6 protein-coding genes are annotated in these 19,033 nt (G+C 65.0%); 4 read left to right on the top strand and 2 right to left on the bottom strand.

All coding sequences use genetic code 11. From position 1 onward, the window contains the following. Positions 1 to 40: 40 nt before the first annotated feature. Complete coding sequence (locus RCO31_RS08740; protein WP_308967919.1) at positions 41 to 1,606, bottom strand: DUF4403 family protein; 1,566 nt, start codon at positions 1,604 to 1,606, stop codon at positions 41 to 43. Between the two features lie 139 nt (positions 1,607 to 1,745). On the opposite strand from RCO31_RS08740, the gene RCO31_RS08745 reads away from it, so the two are divergent. The 4 genes from RCO31_RS08745 (at position 1,746) to RCO31_RS08760 (ending at position 16,967) form a co-directional block, all read left to right on the top strand. After that, positions 1,746 to 2,465, top strand: coding sequence for a TonB C-terminal domain-containing protein (locus RCO31_RS08745; RefSeq protein ID WP_308967920.1), 720 nt, complete (start codon positions 1,746 to 1,748; stop codon positions 2,463 to 2,465). Continuing rightward, complete coding sequence (locus RCO31_RS08750) at positions 2,462 to 2,977, top strand: RNA polymerase sigma factor (protein ID WP_308967921.1); 516 nt, start codon at positions 2,462 to 2,464, stop codon at positions 2,975 to 2,977. Before RCO31_RS08745 ends, RCO31_RS08750 begins: the two co-directional genes overlap by 4 nt. Before the next feature lie 105 nt (positions 2,978 to 3,082). Further along, the gene (locus RCO31_RS08755) at positions 3,083 to 4,183 is read left to right on the top strand and encodes a DUF4880 domain-containing protein (RefSeq protein ID WP_308967922.1); all 1,101 of its coding nucleotides are present in this window, start codon (positions 3,083 to 3,085) and stop codon (positions 4,181 to 4,183) included. Positions 4,184 to 4,340: 157 nt separating this feature from the next. Next, positions 4,341 to 16,967 (top strand): filamentous haemagglutinin family protein, encoded by a 12,627-nt coding sequence (locus RCO31_RS08760; RefSeq protein ID WP_308967923.1) that lies wholly within the window; start codon positions 4,341 to 4,343, stop codon positions 16,965 to 16,967. A gap of 227 nt (positions 16,968 to 17,194) precedes the next feature. Here the strand turns inward: RCO31_RS08760 and poxB are convergent, their stop codons facing one another. Then, the gene (gene poxB / locus RCO31_RS08765) at positions 17,195 to 18,928 is read right to left on the bottom strand and encodes a ubiquinone-dependent pyruvate dehydrogenase (protein ID WP_308967924.1); all 1,734 of its coding nucleotides are present in this window, start codon (positions 18,926 to 18,928) and stop codon (positions 17,195 to 17,197) included. Positions 18,929 to 19,033 lie beyond the last annotated feature (105 nt).

The following is a 19,033-nucleotide window of genomic DNA, read 5'->3' on the forward strand; positions in this document are numbered from 1 at the left end:
CGTTTCGCGCGGACCCGGGGGGCGGGCATGACTATGCCCATCAGAAATTTGGAAGCTGCGTCACGGCCACATTGATGGAGCCATCGGCTTCAGCGACGATACGCAGCGTCTTTGAGTCATAGGCGATGTCGACCAGGCGGACGCCGGTGACCGCGGCGTCGACCTTCACGCCTTGATCGTTCTTGCGCAACTCAGCCATCGCTTCGGAGATCTTCACCCGGGCTTCGGCAAGGAATGGCTTCAGGTCGATCGTCGCACGCTCGGCGAGCGCCTTCTGCATGTAAGGCATCGCCTGACGCGCCGCGGCGCCGAGCAGCCCGAACGCAGCTTCGGATTCCACCGCAAGCTCGACGTCGGCAAGATTGAGTGTCTGCTGCTCGGAATTGAGCACGGGTCGGCCCCAGACGTGCACTGTAGCGTCGGCGCCGAGGCCGAACCAGCTCGTCTTTTCCTTGGCGTTGACCAGCAGCGAAATCAAAAGGCGCTCGCCCGACGGCGAGACCGTCGCGGACTTCACCGTGACGGCCACAGGCCCGCTATTGTCCTCGGGAAAGGTGCGGTCCTTCAGTTGCGCGCTAATGATCTTGTTCACATCCGTGAACGACATGTCGATCGGCACGCCGACATTCACCGTACCCTTGTCGAGCGGCGGCACGATCTGAAGTGCGGTCGGGAAAGGGCAGTCCGGTTTCGTCTGCGACGTGGTGACGGCGGTCTGTGCCTCGATGCCGAGCATCAGGTTGACGTTGGTGGCGTCGATGCGCGGCTGTGCTGCGACCGCCTTGGTCGGCTTCATCTCGAGATAGAGACTCGGTAGCCCCGGGGCTGCAGCCGGTAGCGGAATCGAACGGCACATCTTCGTCCATTCGCGGCGAGCGGTCTGCTCCAGCGTCTGATCATTGCGCGCCTGCTCGCGCAATTTCGCAAGCTGCTCCTCCAGCATCTTGTCCATAAGCGGACGGATCTGATCATTGACGTTGAGGCGGACGCCGGATGCATTGAGGTTGGTGTCGGCGAGGCTGATCTGTGCCGCAAGATTCGGATCGACGCGCCAGTTGGGGCTGAGCTGCGGTCGTGCCTGCACGGCGACATTGGCGAGGATGTCGGCGTTGGCGTTCAGTTCGCGAATGGCGATCCGGCCGACCTGCTCGCCGGCCTTGCCGCCGAACATCTGGCCCACGAGACCCGAGATCGCGCCGCCCGCCTGCTGCGACAGTGACCCCTTGGCGTTGACGGTGCCTGTTACCACGGTCGCCAGCGAAATGGTGTCGTTGGCGCCGGTCGCCGAAATCGGGCCGCGGGCCGCGGTCCAGTTGATGTCCGCGTTCTGAATCAGTTGCGGGGCGGGGTTGTTGGCCTTGCCGTTGAAGTTGCGGGGCGCGGCGCGATCGGCGGCGTCGCGGATCGAGGCCAGCGTGATAGCCACCGGCGCCATCACCTTCGAAACGCGCGAAGCAGGCGGTAGCGGCGGCAATTGCGCAAGCGGGGGCTTCGGCACGTCGCCCGCTGCGCCTTCGCGCGGCGAGATCCGGTCCATGATCCACAAACTGCCAAAGAACGAGATCACCAGGCTCGCGGTCGCAAGCAAGATTATTCTGAGACGCATCCGCGCTTCCGCCAAATCCAATCAAGCGGCGCGACTCTATAGGCCTTCCGCCAGCGATGCCAGCCATCTGACATGCGAGTGTAACATATGCCGCCTACGGTCAGCCGGGACGTGACAGTTTTGTAAATGTGAGATGCGCATGTTAACGTGGGATGCGCCGTTGGCCGCGCAAGCCCGCTGCGGCCAGCAGTGCCGCGCATTGATAGTTGGACTTGCGCTGACATTCGGACTTGCGTTGGCCTGCCTCGCGCAGGTTGCGCTCGCCCAGGAGCGGCGGTTCGACTTCGATATCCCTGCACAACCGCTGGCGAATGCGCTGGAACTGTACGGCGAGGTCACCGGCCGTAACGCTCTCTACAACAGCAACCTCACTGTCGGTCGTCGCTCGCGGACGGTAAGCGGTCAGCTTTCATCCGGTGATGCGCTTGCAATCCTGCTGGAGGGAAGCGGACTGACCGCGGGTCATGTGACGCACGATTCGTTCGTGCTGCTGCCTGCGGCAGCTCCTGTGGCCGCCGTCCAATCGTACACGGTCACGCAATACTTCGGTCGAATACAGGCGAGTCTGCAGAAGACACTGTGTGCAGACAGCGAAGCACGGCCGGGCGGCTATCGGGTTGCCGTGCGGCTGTGGATCGACGCCGCAGGCGACGTGAACCAGTATGAGCGGATAGGCTCAACGGGTGCTCCCCGTGCCGATGAAAGCATTGACCGGACACTGCGTCGTTTGCGGATCGGCGGGCCGCGGCCGGCTGACATGGCGCAGCCCGTCTCGATCGTCATCGTTCCACAGACGTCTGGCCTGACGATGGGCTGCGATCAGCTGGCAAATGGTCGTATCCGGGCCGCTGCGCCATGACCGAATCGTCTCTCGCGCTTGTTCGGCGCTTTCTGGTCGATCGCTATGGCGATCTCAAGCAGCGGTTGACGGCGCGGCTTGGATCGTCAGATTTGGCGGGCGATGCCTTGCAGGATGCGTGGATCAAGATCGCCCGCATCGACACGGTGGGTGTCGTTCGCAACCCCGGCAACTACATCTTCGGCGTCGCCATGAATGCGGCGCGCGATCGCATGCGCGACGTAAACAACCGCCATCTGAGCGCGACCGAAATCGATGAGCTGCTTGAGTTTGCCGACGATGTACCCGACCCGTCGCGCACTGCAGAAGCGCGGTCCGATCTGAGGCTTCTGGAAGGCATTCTGCAGGAACTGTCGCCGCGCCAGCGCGACATCCTGCTTGCCGCCCGCCTGGACGGGACGCCGCGGCTGGAGATTGCCCGTCGTCTGGGCATTTCACTGCGTCTCGTCGAAAAGGAGCTTCAGCTCGCCCAGGAACATTGTCTTGCGCGTCGCGCCCGGATGCTGAAATGAGATGCGGTTTGGGTCGATGAAAAACGTCTTATCATTAGAGAGTGACACAACCGGCGATCAGTCCGTCCGGATGTCTGTCTTTTGCGGCGCAAGACAATGACCTGCATGAGCGACCGAAACACTGGAGCATTTTCCGGAAAGGTGGACACCGGCTTTCCGCAAGAAGATGCGACCACAAAAAGGAATCCGGAGCACGTTCCGTTCAACCTGAACGGAATGCGCTCCGGTGTCGATCCCCTGGAGCGAGAGGCGATCGCCTGGGTCCGGCTGTTGACATCCGGTCAGGTCACGACTGCGGATGCGGATGCCCTGAAGCTTTGGCGCAACCGGAGTCCGGACCATGCGGCGGCCTTCGCATCGGCGAGCCGGCTGTGGAAAGATCTTGAACCCGCAGGTCGCTCCTGGCGGCGGCGGCGCGCAGCCTTTTCCTCCACAGCAACGGACGAAGCGCCGCGCCACTCCTCCGTGAGCCGACGTTTTCTGCTCGGCGGCGGCCTTGCGGCTGCATCTGCGGCGGGGGTCTACGCCGTTGTCAATCCGCCCTTGGGCATGTGGCCGTCCTGGACGGAGTTGCGCGCAGACTACCGGACCGAAACAGGCGAACAGCGCGATGTGCTGCTGTCGGCCGATGTCTCGATCAAGATGAACACGCGGACCAGCATCGCCGTCCAACCGTCCGACAACGGCACCGAGCGGGTGGAGTTGATCGGTGGCGAAGCGTCGTTCTCGATGCGTGGGCGCGATGGACGCACGCTCGCCGTTCTGGCGGCCGATCGCTGGATCACCTCCAGTGCGTCACAGTTCGATGTCCGCCTCGACGGGCGTAGCACACCATCGGTCTGTATCACGTGCCTGCAGGGCAAGCTCAGTGTCGAGCACGGAAACCAAGTAACGACAGTCGTCTCCGGACAGCAGCTTCGCTATGATGGCCGTGGTGCCGAATACGTGGAAGCCGTCGATCCCGATGTCGCTTCCGCCTGGCAGCGCGGCGTCCTGGTGTTCCGCTTTACGCCGCTCGCGGACGCTGTCGACGAGATCAATCGCTACCGTCCGGGACGAATCGTCGTCATCAATCCCGAGATCGCCCGGACTCCGGTCAGCGGCCGGTTCCGGATCGATAACCTGGATGAAATTCTGAGCAGAATCGAACAGGCGTTTGGCACGAAGGTGCGATCGCTGCCCGGCGGCGTTGTCTTGCTGAGCTGATGCTCGTTGCGACCCGCCCAATCGCGTTCTGACGCGAAGCAAAAAAATCTCGTGCGGGTTTGGAGTCGCTCATTCGTCATCAAGGTAGGGACTTGTTGATGTCCGGTGGGGCCTGCATGAGCAGTGCGCGGCCTCGTGAATTGTTGGAGAGCTGCCCGTGACCGCTCGCGCTTCCGCTTCGCGTCCGCCAGTCTGCGCGACTGTTACGCGATCCCGCTTAAGAGAACGCGGCCTGCTCCTCGCCAGCGTCAGCGTAGCGGCACTGTTCATGGCCAGCCCGCAGGCGCTGGCGCGTCCGTTGGGCGGACCGGCACCGGCACCCTCCGCTGCGGCGATCGCGGCGGCGCAATCGGGCGCTCAGGAAGCGGCGCGAGCTGCGCGCGCGGCCGCCAATTCGCTGAAGCGTGCGACCCTTTCGATCCAGGCGCAGCAGGCGAGCCAACAGGCCGCGCGCGATGCGGCCCGGGCTGCGCTTCAAGCGAACGCCGTGCCGAACGGCCTGCGGCCGGGCGGCCTGCAGATCGGCATCGGAGTGGTTGGTCCCAATGGAGCCGTCAATACCGAGCTGTGGCAAGGCGCGAAGCTGCCGACGGAGTTCGCCGATGGCGATCGCGTCAGGGTCAATGTCGAGCAGACCCGGCAGAAGGCGATCCTCACCTGGGACACCTTCAACGTCGGCGGCAAGACCGATCTCGCCTTCGACCAGCAAGGTCGCCGCGACTGGGTGGTGCTCAATCGCGTGCTCGGCACGGATGGCCGGCCGAGCCAGATCCTTGGCAACATCAAGGCTGACGGCGCGGTCTATGTGATCAATCAGAACGGCATCGTCTTCGGCGGTGCGTCGCAGGTGAATGTCGGTGCGCTGATCGCCTCCACCGCGAAGATCTCCAACGAACAATTCCAGAGCGGCATCTACTCGACGCAGAGGGGCGCCAGCTGGAACCCGAGCTTTACCGATGCGGCGGCGTTGCTTGGCAACGGCGCCGGCGGCGGTGTCGTCAAGGTCGAGGCGGGTGCGCAGATCGAAACGCATGCGCCGTCGTCGGTGACGTCCGGCGGCGGTTTCGTGCTGCTGATGGGCGGCGAGGTCGTCAATGCTGGTGCGATCACGACACCCAACGGCCAGACCCAGCTTGCCGCAGGCGACGACTTCGTGCTTCGGCGCGGCTACGGCACTGACCAGAACATCGCCTCGACGACACGCGGCAACGAGATCGCCCCGCTGTTCGATGCCGGGAGCCTTGCCGGACTTGTTCGCAATGACGGTCTCATCTCCAGTCCGCAGGGCGACATCACCCTGGCCGGCAGAACGATCGAGCAGAACGGCATCCTCGTCGCATCCACGTCGGTCAACACGCGCGGCACGATTCATCTCCTCAATTCGGCGACCGACGCGCACGGCAGCGTCACGCTGGGCGCCAACAGCGTCACAACCATCATTCCCGAGCTCGAAAGCGAAGAAACCGCACTCAACAGCCAGCGTGACGCATTGATTGCGGCTTCGGAGGCAGCCAACCTGCAACGGGCAGGCGCGGCGAGTGGTCCGTTCGATAACCTGTCGCTGCTCGCCGACCGGCTCGATCAGTCTCGGATCGAGATCGTCACCGGCGGCAACGTGATCTTCAAGGGCAGTGCCTCGGCGGGGAGCGGCTCGGTCACAATCGCGCAGGGCGGGCAGGTGTCCGTCTCGGCCGGCGGCCGCATTTTCACTGAAAGCGGAGCGACCATCGACGTCTCCGGCGTGCGTGACGTCGTCCTTGCGATGTCGTCGAACAACATCCTGGTCAACATCCAGGGCAACGAGCTGCGTGACAGCCCGGTCAATCGTGACAATGACTATCTGAAGAACGCCGATGTCTGGGTCGACATCCGTGATCTGATCTATGTACCGTCGGGAACGGGCGGCTATGAGGGCAACCGTTACTACACGCCAGGCGGGCTGCTCGAAGTCGGCGGCCACCTCGCCAATACCGCGCACACGATCGGCGAATGGTCGTCGGTGGGCGGCACGATCACCCTGGCGGCGCAAGAGGTGATCGCCCAGCAGGGTTCGATCTTCGACATCTCCGGCGGCTCGCTCAAATACGAGGCGGGCTACATCCTGACCTCGAACTTTCTAGGGCCGGACGGGCGTATCTACAACATCAATGATGCCCGCGCCGACATGACGTTCTACGGTCTCGGCCACGGCTTCATCCGCAAGAATGAGCGCTGGGGCATCACCGAGGTGTGGACCAGCCCGTTTGGCAAGGGCAGGGTCAGCAGGCGCTGGGAGGACGGCTACACGGTCGGCCGCGATGCCGGCACGCTGATCCTGTCGACACCGACCGCGGTATTCGAAGGCGATATCCTCGCCGATGTCGTTCAGGGTTCGCGCCAGACCGAGGCGCGACCGGATGACGTCGCCGACGGCTATAAGCTCGGCCAGAACCAGACGGCGAAAGCAGGGACGCTCATCCTTGGACAATACGGTGCGCTCGGCCGTATGGGGGTCCATGACACCGAGGTGGTGATCGGCGACGTCGCCAACATGACCCAGGGCCTCGACGCCGCCTCCGCCATGCCTGCGGGCCGCACCGGCACGTTGTGGCTCGACGCCGGCCACCTCAACGACCAGTTGCTCGGCGGACTTGATCTGGCCACAAGCGGCAACATGACGATCGAGAGCGACCTTACGCTCGCCGATGGAGGATCCATCGACCTCGTCGCACCCATCATCGACATCCGCACCAATGTCACCGTGCGTGGAGGGCGTGTCAGCGCCTCCAATCAACTGACGACGCGTGAGCCTCAGGGCGACTCGATCTTCACGAGGGCCACCGATCTGCTCCGGGACGGCATGTCGCGCGTGACGCTGCACAGCGGCGCGACCATCGACACCAGCGGCACATGGACCAACGCTCTGCGCGATCGAGCCAATCTGCGCGGCCTCGCCTTCATCGACGGCGGCGCAGTCACGTTGCGTTCTTCCGGCGACGTGACGCTGGAGGAAGGCTCGTCGATCGACACCTCATCCGGCGGCGCTATCCTCGCCGACGGCAAGACCAGGGGCGGCAAGGGCGGGGACGTTGCCCTGCTTGCCGATTTCAACGGAGGTGGCGAGGGCGTCCTGACGTTGAACGGCGATGTCCACGGATACGGAGTCGAAGGTGGCGGGACATTGGCGCTGTCGACGTCGGGCCTCGTGGTCATCGGGGACGCCAGTTACGAGATTGGGTCGACATTGCCGGCCGGCAGCGTGACACCGGCCGATGTGAGGCTGACGGAAGCCTTGTTCATTCCGGCGGGGACGCCGCTTCCCGCCGCCTACAACCAGACCGTCACCGCGATCGCGGCAGGCGCGACTCTGCCCACCGACGTGCCCTTTGTAACGACGACGATCGCGGCGGAGTGGGTGGTGCCCGCCGGCGCAGTCAGCATCGCTTATATATTGCCCGGAGACTTCAGGGTGACTGCGGCACCGCCCGGCACCGTCATCCCGGTCGGCTCGACGGTGCGTGGATACAGCACGCTAACACCGGTCCTGCCCGGCGGCTACGTGCTGCCCGCCAACGTCTTTCCCACGGGCCTGAGGCTGATCGCGCCGCAGGTCGTGACCTTCATGCCCGGGACGCCCGCGCCGCTGGACGTGACCATCGCGGCCGGAACGGTGATCCGGGCGGGCACGCTTCTGCCGATGGAAGCCCGGATCGAGCCGTCGGCGACGTTGCATGTCGCCGATGGCCTCCTGAGCCGCGGCTTTTCCAAGTATTCAATCAATGGCGAAAACGGGTTGGTCGTTGCCTCCGGCGCCATTGTCGCTCCCGTCATGCCCGTCTACCGATTCGACAGCGCGAGCTTTGCGGCGCCGACCGGCAGCGATCCGTCGGCCGCGCTGAGCCTCTGGCTTCCGGACGCCTTTCGCGCCGATCCGGTGGGGGGGAAGCTGATCCAGCGCGGCGGCGTCGATCTCGAGCTGCTGTCGGGCGGCAGCTTCGGCGGCGACACCAAGTGGCTCTCCGGCGGCGGCGTGACGATCGCAGAGGGCGCGTCGATCACCGTCGATCCCGGCCGCAAGGTCACCGTCGCCAGCGGCGGGCAGATCGTCATCGACGGCTCGATCACCGCTCATGGCGGCGAGATCGCCGTCCTCAACGCCAACCGGTTCAGCAATAAGGACGTCGGCGGACTTTCGGTCTGGATCGGCGAGTATGCGCGGCTCGACGCCTCGGCTCGGGCGGCGACCGCCGTCGATATCCGGGGGCGGATCTATGGCGTGGTGTCCGACGGCGGCAAGGTCGTGCTCGGCAGCCGCGGCGGCGAGGACACGCTGTACGAGAACGCCTACTTTTCCGCCGACGCCTATGTCGTGGTGCGCGAAGGCGCGGTGATCGACGTCTCGGGCACCAGCGCCGAGCTCGACATCACCACCATCGGAGCGGCGGGACGGAGCACGGTCGCGCGCCGCGCCGTCGCCAGCAATGGCGGCAGCATCGTCCTGGATTCCTATCAGGGCATCTACAATGACGGCACGATGCTCGCCCGCGCCGGCGGCGCTGGCGCCTCGGGCGGCACGCTGACGATCAATTTCGAAGCGCCAATCTACAGCCATACTCCCAGCGACATCGTCCCTTCGCGCCTGCAGGCGGGCAGGGCGCTGCGGATCTCCCAGACAAAGCAGCCGAGCGCATTGCCGGCCGCTCTTCAGGCGGGCGCGGCCCATGACGGCCTGAGGCCCGGCTATGCGAGGCTGAGCGCAGAGCAGGTCGCGGAAGGCGGCTTCGACGACCTGTCGCTGTTCGCACGCACCGCCATCGTGTTCGAAGGCGACGTGAACCTCGTCGCGGGCCGCAGCGTCGCGCTGCGCACGGCGGGCCTCTACAATTCCGTCGACGGCGCCCACGCGAGCGCATCCGCGCCCTATGTGACGCTGGATGGACGGTTCGTGCGCCAGGCTGGACAGTGGCAGGTGCTCCCCTCCCTCCTGCCGGTCTATCCAACGACGGGGACGCTCGCCGTCCACGGCGGGCTGATCGACGTCGCTGGCCGAATGAACGCCTATGCTGGAAAGCTGACGCTCGACAGCCGGAGCGACCTGCGCTTCTCGACATCGACGCTGGCCGTGACCGGCGATCTCGACCTGATCGCGCAGCGCATCTATCCGGTGACCGGCGCCAGGGCGGAACTCTATGCCGGCACCGCGATCGATGTTAGCGGCCGGCCGCTGCTTACGTCCGGCACGCAGAATGACGCCACGATAACGATCGCACGCCACGACGATGGGCCGGTCGCGGTGCCCTATTCAGTGTTCGGCTCGCTCAGCCTGACAGCCGGGACGATCCGGCAAGGCGGCAATCTGCTCGCCCCGCTCGGCGCGATCTCGCTTACCACGGTCGACACGCAGATGGTGACGCGAGGCCTCGTCGAATTCCTGCCGGGCAGCCTGACCTCGGTCAGCGCCAAGGGGCTCGTCATTCCCTATGGCGGCACGGTGGATGGCGTCAGCTTCACGGTCGATGGCAGCGAGCCGATCCCCTACGATCTCCTCACCGGAACGATCGTCAAGGATGCCGACGGCAATTACCTCAACAACAGCGCCAGCGGGCGGCTCGGGATCACCGCGACGGGGCACAACGTCGTCAGCCATTCCGGCTCGGTGCTCGATCTGTCGGGCGGCGGCACGCTGGCGGGCGCGGCCTTCGTCTCCGGCCGCGGTGGTTCGGTCGACGTGCTGGTCAATGCGCTCGCCGACGCCAATCCCGGCTATGGCTTCAGCAAGTCCGGAAATCCGGTCTATGCCATCGTGCCGGGCATCGATATCGCGCCGCCGGTGGGCGGCTACTCCACGGCCTGGACCGGCGCGGCGCCGGGCATCGGCGAGCAGATCACGATCCCGGCTGGTGTGCCGGGCCTGCCGGCTGGCACTTACACGCTCCTGCCGGCGAACTATGCGCTGCTGCCCGGGGCCTACCGCGTCGAGCTCGGCGCGCGCGGGACGACGGGATTTGCCGCGGCCCAGTCGCTGCCGAACGGGTCCTACATCACGAGCGCGACGCGCGGCGTGGCCACCACCGCAATCGCCGATACTCTGACGACCTCGGCGATCGTCACGCCAGGCAGCACGGTCCGCACCTATTCGCAATATAACGAGCAGGGCTACGAAGCCTTCCAGCTCGCGCAGGCGGCGACCTTCGGCGTGGCCCGCCCGTTACTGGCGGTCGACGGCAAGTTCCTGACCCTCAATCTGTCGACACTGGATACGGGCAGCGCGCCGCGCCTGGAATCGGCGCTCATTTTCGACGGCTTCGCCGATTTCACCCCCGGCGAGGGCGGCTATGGTGGCACCCTGGCGGTCTCCGGCCGCGGCGGTGCCAACCGTTCGTACGACACCGACATGGTGATCACCGGAGCGGGCAGCACGACGCTCCGCAGCAGCAGTGTCACCACCGTTGCCGCCTCCGAGATCGCCGACATCGGAGCGGCCAATCTCTATATCGGCTCCGCGCCCAAGCCCGGATATGCGGCTGGAAATCCGGTGCTCGAATTCACGGTCAATGACGGCCTCGTCCGCTCGCTGACCTTGGAAAGCGGGGTTGTGCTGACGGGCTCGCAGGTCATGCTCGTGGCCCAGCACGGCGGCATCACGGTGAAGTCCGGCGCGTCGGTCAATACGATCGGCCAAGGGCTGCAGGCGCCGGACACGGCCGCCACCGGCTTGCTGTTCAGCGCGCCCGCGTTGCTCGCGGTCTCGAACGGCTCGGTCTCGCTCGAACCGTACCAGCAAAACACGCCGTCTAGGATCACGCTCGAGGACGGCTCGTCGCTCTACAGCGAAGGGTCGATCGCCTTCACTGCCGGCCAGGGCGTCGTCCTGCAGGACGGTGCGCGTTTCGGCACGCGCGATCTCGAACTGGCGCTGCCCTATATCAATATCGGCACCGCGGAGCAGCTTGCGGCCGCGGCGGCCGCCGGCATCCTGCCGGGCGGATTGTCGCTCAATCAGGCGGTGCTCGACAGGCTGGTGCGGGGCGATCCGCAGACCGGCGCCCCGGGGATGAAGAATCTCATCCTGTCGGCGGTGAACTCGATCAACTTCTACGGCTCCGTAAGCCTCTCCACGCTCGACGAGAGCGGCAAGTCGGTCCTTGAAAGCTTCGTGCTGAGCACGCCCGCGATCTATGGCCATGGCGGCGCGGATGACAGCGTCACGCTGACCACCGAACGGCTGGTGTGGTCGAGCCGTTCGCTGCGGACGGGTGCGACCGGTTCAGGCCAGCCGGTCTATGGCCCTGCCGCGCCCGGCGCGATCATCGCCAACGGGCCGGGCACCGGCCACGGCGTCTTCAATGTCGACGCCCGCGAGATCCTGTTCGGCTATCTCGAACGGTCGCGGCCGCTCAACACGGTCCAGTTCAACCGGCTGATGCTGGGCTTCGGGACGGTGAACCTCAACGCCTCGGAGCGCATCACCTCGAACAACATCAACACGCTCGCGGTCTGGCGGACCGGGGCGAGCCCGACCTCGTCCTTCGATCCCGCCACCTATACTGGCGAGCAGGCAGCCTTGAACCTGGTCACGCCGCTGCTGACCGGCGACAGCGGATCGACGCTGTCGGTCTATGCCGGTGGTGCACTGCGTGTCGTCGCGCCGCAGGGAGCGCCCGCCGGCATCGCTTCGGCGGACACACTCGGCGCCACGATCAACCTCGCATCGGTCCAGGGTTCGGTTCAGCTCGATACGGCAGTCGCGCTGCCCTCCGGCAAGCTGACGGTGACCGCGGACCAAAGCCTTCAGATCGATAGCGGCGCGCGCATCGACCTGGCCGGCCGCGCCATCCCCTTCAAGGACGTGACGAAGTATTCGTGGGGCGGCGACGTCATCCTGGAAAGCACGCATAGCAGCATCGTGGTCCGTGACGGCGCGACCTTCGACGTTTCCGCGGCGAACAACCATGCCGGCTCGATCGCGCTGTCGGCGACCGATGCATCCGCTGGCGGCATCGCCTTCCTCAACCGGGACGGCACGCCGCTGCAGTCGCTCGACGGCATATTTAAGGGCTCGTCCACCGCGGGTTACGAGAGCGGCTCGTTCACGCTCAGCGGTCATTTTGCCGGTTCCGCCAGCCAGAGCGAAGGCTTCGCGCGCATCAACGTGGCCCTGAATGCAGGAGGGTTCTTCCAGACGCGGGAATTCGCCCTCAAGCGAGGCGATCTCGCCATCGGCAACGAGGTGAGGGCGCGCAATGTCGTCGTCTCCGTCGACAGTGGCAGCTTGGCCGTACTCGGCCGGATCGACGCCAGCGGTGCGGCGCCGGGCTCCATCCGGCTTTCGGCCAAGAACGATCTGACCATTGCCTCCAGCGCCGTGCTCGACGTGCATGGCACCGAGCTGCAGACCGACAGCGACGGCGTCGCTATCGAGGCTAAGAACCGCGGCAGCATCGAGCTGACCGCGACGACCGGGTGGCTTCGCCTCAATCAGGGCGCCGGCCTGGACATGAGCTCGCCGGATGGCGTGAGGCGCGGCAAGGTGGCGCTCAATGTCGGCCGTACGAGCGAGACGGGTGGCGACGCGCGCATCGACGCCACGTCCCCGCTCGACATCCGTGGCGCGCGCGAGATCGCGCTGAACGCTTTCTGGACCTATTCGCCGAGCGATGCCGACGGCAGCATCGTGCAGAATAACGGCGGTTCAGATCCGGTGGGTGCGGATGGCGCGCTCGGTCTCGACCAGATCGGTGCGCGCAACGTGCTGTTCATCGACGCGGCGCTCGCCAATGCCGGTCTTGCCGGCCGCACCGCCGGCCTGTCCGCTTACGGCGACGCCTATCACCTGCGACCGGGCGTCGAGATCACTGGCGGCTCGTCCTCAAACGGTAACCTCACGGTCAAGGGCAATCTCGATCTCGCGAGCCTGCGCACCTCGGACGAGGCCTACAGCGCCACGGAATCGGGCTCGCTCGTTATCCGCGCGCCGGGCAACCTGACCGTGAACGGCAGCATCACGGACGGCTTCGGCAATCCCGTCGCGAATCCGAACGACATCAGAAACAGCACCGAGAAGCTGACCAGCGATCGGACCTTGACTGAGGCGATCACCGTCGCAGCAGGATCGAGAATTCCGTTCACGACGCTGAAACTCGACATCGTCGCAGGAGCGAGCAATTCCGTTAAGCGCGGTGGTGTCGAGATCCCGTTCGGGTTCACGGGCAGCCAGCTGAGCGTTCGCGCCGATTCGGTGTCCGACGAGGGGGTGCCCGGCCGTTGGAAGTTGACCGGGTCGATCACCCTCGTCGCCGATTTTAGGCTTATCCCAGAGATTCCGACCCGCACCGTCGTGGTGCCGGGTCCGGGTGGAACGACAACGACATACGTCGCGGGTCAGGTCATACCGGCGGGCACGGTCCTGCCGGCCGGGACCGTCATCAATATCGGTTTTATCCCTACTTCCACCAACTTTATCCTTCCGAGCGGTACGATCTACGGCGCCCAAAGCAGGCTGCCGGGTTCGGGCACGCTGGGGATCGTGGCCGGCACGACGACCATTCCGGAGGGGACAAATCTCGCCGCCGTCATGGGTAACGCTAATGGCATGGTCACGCTGCAGGCCGGCCAGACGCTGTCCGCCGGCGACATCCTGCCGGTGGGAATGGAGCTCGTCACATCGACGCCCATCGCCAATTATGCGCGCGCGCCGATGCTGGATGCCGGCAGCGAGTCGTGGTCGATCCGCCTCGTCAGCGGCGCCGACACCACCAGCGCGGACACACGGGCGGTGCAATCGCTGGCGGCGCTCGGGGTGGGCGGCAACATGCTGCTCTCCAACCCCCTCACCAACGTGGGCGGCAAGGTCCTGCCGAGCGTGATCCGCACCGGCACCGGCGATCTCGACCTCATCGCCGGGCGCGACCTCACCCAGGACACGCCCTTCGGCGTCTACACCGCGGGCACGCAGATCGATGTCGGCGGCGCCTATTCCGGCGTCACCTCGCAGGGCGGTTATTTCACGCAAGGCGGCGGCGATCTGACGATCGCGGCCGGGCGCAATCTCACGGGCTCTCTCAAGGTGGAGGATCCTGCGTCCGGGGGCGGCGGCACGAATAATTATTCGGTCGGCAACTGGCTGGTGCGCCAGGGCGACGCTGAGACTCCGGCGGCCTGGGGCATCCGCTTCGGGGCCTATGGCGGACCCAGCGCCAACATCTTCTATGCCTTCTCCGGCTTCGGCACTCTCGGCGGCGGCAATTTGAACGTCGACGCCGGCGGCGATGCTGGTGTGCTCGGCGCGTTCACAAACGGTGGCGGCCAGATCACTCTCAGCACCGGTGTCGTCTTCGCGGTGGGCGGAAGCGGCCGAGTCACCGCGGTGACGAAGACGGCGGACGGCGTTGTGACCGGCGGCACTTTGCTGCAGACCGGCGGCGGCGACCTCTCCGTCGCTATCGGCGGCCGGCTCAACCCGTTCACCGCGACAGCCGCTACGACGGACGATCTCAACGGCTCCTTCACCAATCTGCGCGGCGACATCGCCGTGCAGGCCGGCGCCATCGGCGCGGCCAAGTTGGTCTACGGCGTCGGCGCGCTGAACGATCCGCGGGCCGTCGATCTCTATCGGGCGACGATGCTCCAGACCGACGGCGGCGTCGGCGGGCCGGTGGTCGTCATCGGCGACGGATCGGCCAGCCTGCGGGCGCGCGGCGACCTCGTCTTCGGTGCCGCCGGCGATCCCGGCATGATCTCTAACACCCCCGGCCCGGCCTTCTCGCTGTGGCGCCCGGACAGCGCGATCACGCTGTTCTCGGCGGGCGGCAACATGGTGCCGCTGAACCTCTCATCGTATGACGGCGCGAACGAAAAGTGGGGCAGCGAGGATACAACGAACCGGGCGATGATGACGCCGATCTTCGAGGCAGTCGCAGCACAGGGCAGCCTCTACTGGGCTGGCGTGCGGCGCATTGAATTGGCGCCGTCTCGCGACGGCTATCTCGAGCTTCTGGCCGGCGACTCGATTTACGCGGCGGGTATCAGCGGGAATTCCAACCCCGCCGCCTGGAGCGTCTCGGGCGCTCTGGCCGATCCCAATTCGATCCCCAATCCGTTCCGGCCGGGAAACAACAACTCCTATTTCCAGTTCCAGCCGGACACCGTCACCACCAACCTGCACGAGGGCGATGACAAGCTCATCCGCGTCTATGCGCTCACCGGCGACATCGTCAATTTCACGCTCGGCGATCCCACGCCGCAAAACGTGAACGGCGAATTTTTGCCCCGTTATCGCGCGGCCATGCCGGCCCGCATCTATGCCGGACGCGACATCGTCAATTTCGGCAAGAACGCTTATCGCAACCAACAGGCCGACGCAAAACTCAAAGATACCCCAAGCCTGATCCTGAACAACGATGCGACCGATGTCTCGATCATCGAGGCAGGCCGCGATATTCTCTACGCGCAGGTGCAGGTCGCTGGCCCGGGTTCGCTCGAAGTCGTCGCCGGCCGCAACCTCTATCTCGGCGACAAGGGCTCCATTGTCTCGATCGGACCGCTGCCCGCCGGCGACACCCGCTCCGGCGCGTCGATCCTGATGCAAGCGGGCGCAGGCGCATCGGGGCCGAATTATGCGGGGCTGCTGCCCTATCTCGATCCGGCCAACCTTGCGGTGACCGGCACGCCTCTCGCCGACCAGACGGGCAAGGTCGCCAAGACCTATGAGCAGGAGCTCAAGATCTGGCTCGGGGAGCGCCACAGCTTCGAAGCGCCGACCGACGAAGAGGCGCGTGCCTATTTCATGGCGCTCGCGCCGGAGCAGCAGGCGATCTTCCTGCGCCAGGTCTATTTCGCCGAGCTGAAGGCGGGAGGTCGCGAATACAACGATCCGGAGAGCAGCCGCTTCGGCTCGTATCTGCGCGGCCGCAACGCCATTGCGGCGCTGTTTCCCGAGGGCGCGGCCTACGATGGCGACATCACGATCTTCGGCGGCGCCGGCGTGCGGACCCTGTTCGGCGGTGGCATCCAGATGCTGACGCCGGGCGGTCAGCAAGTGGTCGGCGTCGAAGGCGAAGTGCCGCCGGCGAGCGCCGGCATCGTCACCCAGGGCTCGGGCGATATCGAGCTCTACGCGAAGGGCTCGATTCTGCTCGGTCTGTCGCGCATCATGACGACCTTCGGCGGCGACATCCTCGCCTGGTCGGCCGAAGGCGACATCAACGCCGGCCGCGGCGCCAAGACGACGATCGTCTACACGCCGCCGAAGCGGGTCTACGACGATGACGGCACGGTGACGTTGTCACCGAACGCGCCGACGTCGGGCGCCGGCATCGCCGCGCTCAATCCGATCCCCGGCCTTTCTTCGGGCGACATCGATCTGATCGCGCCTTTAGGCACGATCGACGCAGGCGAGGCAGGCATCCGAAGTGAAGCGAACATCAACGTTGCCGCGCTGCAGATCGTCAATGCTGCGAACATCCAGGCGCAAGGCAACACGACGGGCGTTCCGCAGGTCCAGGTCCCGAACATCGGCGGGCTAACGGAAGCATCCGGCGCGGCTGGTGCCGCAGCTCAACAGGCGGCAGTTCCGACCCAGAACTCGGCTTCCGCTCAGCCGTCGATCATCATCGTCGAAGTCCTTGGTTTCGGTGGCGGCGATGGCGAGGCGCCCGCGAACGAAAACAACGAACGCCGCCGCTCCAGAACGCAGAGCCAGCAAGGATATGATCCCAACAGCATCTTCCGAATCGTTGGAAGCGGCGAATTGAGCGACGATCAGATGAGGATACTAGTCGGAGAGCGGACGACCGGTGCGCGCTGAAGGGTGTCGATAGGCGCTACCCCTAACTCAGCGTCGTCCTCGCGAAAGCGAGGACCCAGTATCCCAGAGCGTCAGTGATTTCATCACAGAGGCTGCGGCGTACTGGATGCAAGCCTTCGAGCCTGACGACAGGGGTTCGACTTGAACTCATCATGCGCTAGCAGTGCGCGGGTTTGATGGTCGTACTGGTATCAATCCAAAAGATCTTCGGACGCCGGACGTCCCCGTCATCGCCAGACATTCGTGCGCGCCAGATCAACCACCTCATCGCCGCGGCCGTTGATCACCGCCTTCACCATGTAGAGCGTGAAGCCCTTCGCCATTTCCAGCGTGATCGAAGGCGGCATAGCCAGTTCGGTGCGGTTCACCACCGCGTCGATCAAAACGGGACCGTTATGCGCAAATGCTTCCGCGATCCCGTCGTTGACATCGCCCGGATCTTCCAGCCTGATCCCGCGGATGCCAATGCTTTCGGCCATCGCTGCGAAATTCGGATTCTTGAGCTCCGTTCCGAAATCGAGAAAGCCGGTGGATTTCTGTTCGAGTTCGATAAACCCGAGCGCGCCATTGTTGAACACCACGACCTTCATCGGAAGCCGATGCTGATTGAGCGTAAGAATATCTCCCATCAGCATGGTGAAGCCACCGTCGCCTGAAAGCGAGATCACCTGCCGGCCAGGAAAGGCTGCTTGCGCGCCAACCCCCTGCGCCATCGCGTTCGCCATGGAGCCATGCCAGAATGATCCGAGGAGCCGCCGCCGTCCGTTCATGGCAAGATAGCGGGCCGCCCACACGGTCGGCAGGCCCACATCGCAGGTGAAGATGGCGTCCTCCGACGCCTGGTCGCTGATCGCTTTTGCGACCTGTTGCGGGTGAATGAGCCGCTTGCCGGGCGTGCCGGTTGCGAGATCGTCAAGCGCCTTGCGCGCTTTCGCGTAATGCGCCTGCGCGCGGACAAGATGCGCCGCGTCACCTTTCTGATCGAGCAGCGGCAGCAACGCGGTAAGCGTCGCACGCACATCGCCGACGATACCGAGATCGACGGGAGCGCGGCGACCGATATTTTCGGGACGAATGTCCACTTGCGCGATGCGTGCGTTGCCTCCTTGCGGATAGAACTGGCGATAGGGAAAGTCGGTCCCCAACATCAAGAGGAGGTCGCAGTCGCGCATTGCATAATAGCCGGAAGAAAAGCCGATCAGTCCGGTCATGCCGACATCGTAGGGATTATTCCATTCGACATGTTCTTTGCCGCGCAAAGCATGCACCATGGGCGCCTTGAGCCGCTCACCTAAGGCAAGGAGCTCATCATGAGCCCCTTCACATCCCGAGCCGCACAGAATGGTGATGCGCTTTTCGCCATTGAGCAGGCCGGCCAGGCGCTCAAGGTCATTTCTTGACGACGCGACCACAGGCGGCCGCGCTGTCAATCCATCGATCTTCACGGGCGTGTCGACGGCATCTTGCAGCGCGACGTCGCCGGGCAGCACCAGCACGGAGACGCCGCGCTTGCCGGTCGCTTCACGCATCGCAATCTCGAGCGCGCGCGGCATCTGGTCCGGGCGCGACACCAGCTCGCAATAATGGCTGCATTCCTGAAACAGTGTTTGCGGATGCGTCTCCTGAAAATAATTGCTGCCGATCTCTGCCGACGGAATATGCGCGGCGATACCAAGGACGGGAACCCGCGAGCGGTGGCAATCGAACAGGCCATTGATGAGATGCAGATTGCCCGGACCGCAGCTTCCCGCGCAAACCGCGAGCTCGCCCGTCAGGTGTGCCTCGGCGCCGGCCGCAAAAGCGGCAACCTCCTCGTGCCTGACATGAATCCACTCGATCCGTCCTTGACGGCGGATCGCATCCGTCAAGCCGTTGAGGCTGTCACCGACAATTCCATAGATGCGTTTGACGCCGACTTGAGCGAGCGCTTCGATGAACTGCTCAGCAACACTTCGTGCCATAGCGGGATCCCTGCTTGTTTCGCCGTGTGTAGCGCTACACTTGCGATGATAATGATCGATTTCAACTATCGTTCGAAAACAAGCAGGGAAGACAGCGTGGATTCC

The organism is Bradyrhizobium sp. LHD-71 (assembly GCF_031157255.1).
GTDB lineage: Bacteria > Pseudomonadota > Alphaproteobacteria > Rhizobiales > Xanthobacteraceae > P52-10.

What these genes read in the sequence shown, in the direction of transcription:
- RCO31_RS08740 (WP_308967919.1), bottom strand. Translation starts at nt 1,606, where the DNA reads ATGCGTCTCAGAATAATCTTGCTTGCGACCGCGAGCCTGGTGATCTCG.
- RCO31_RS08745 (WP_308967920.1), top strand. Translation starts at nt 1,746, where the DNA reads ATGTTAACGTGGGATGCGCCGTTGGCCGCGCAAGCCCGCTGCGGCCAG.
- RCO31_RS08750 (WP_308967921.1), top strand. Translation starts at nt 2,462, where the DNA reads ATGACCGAATCGTCTCTCGCGCTTGTTCGGCGCTTTCTGGTCGATCGC.
- RCO31_RS08755 (WP_308967922.1), top strand. Translation starts at nt 3,083, where the DNA reads ATGAGCGACCGAAACACTGGAGCATTTTCCGGAAAGGTGGACACCGGC.
- poxB (WP_308967924.1), bottom strand. Translation starts at nt 18,928, where the DNA reads ATGGCACGAAGTGTTGCTGAGCAGTTCATCGAAGCGCTCGCTCAAGTC.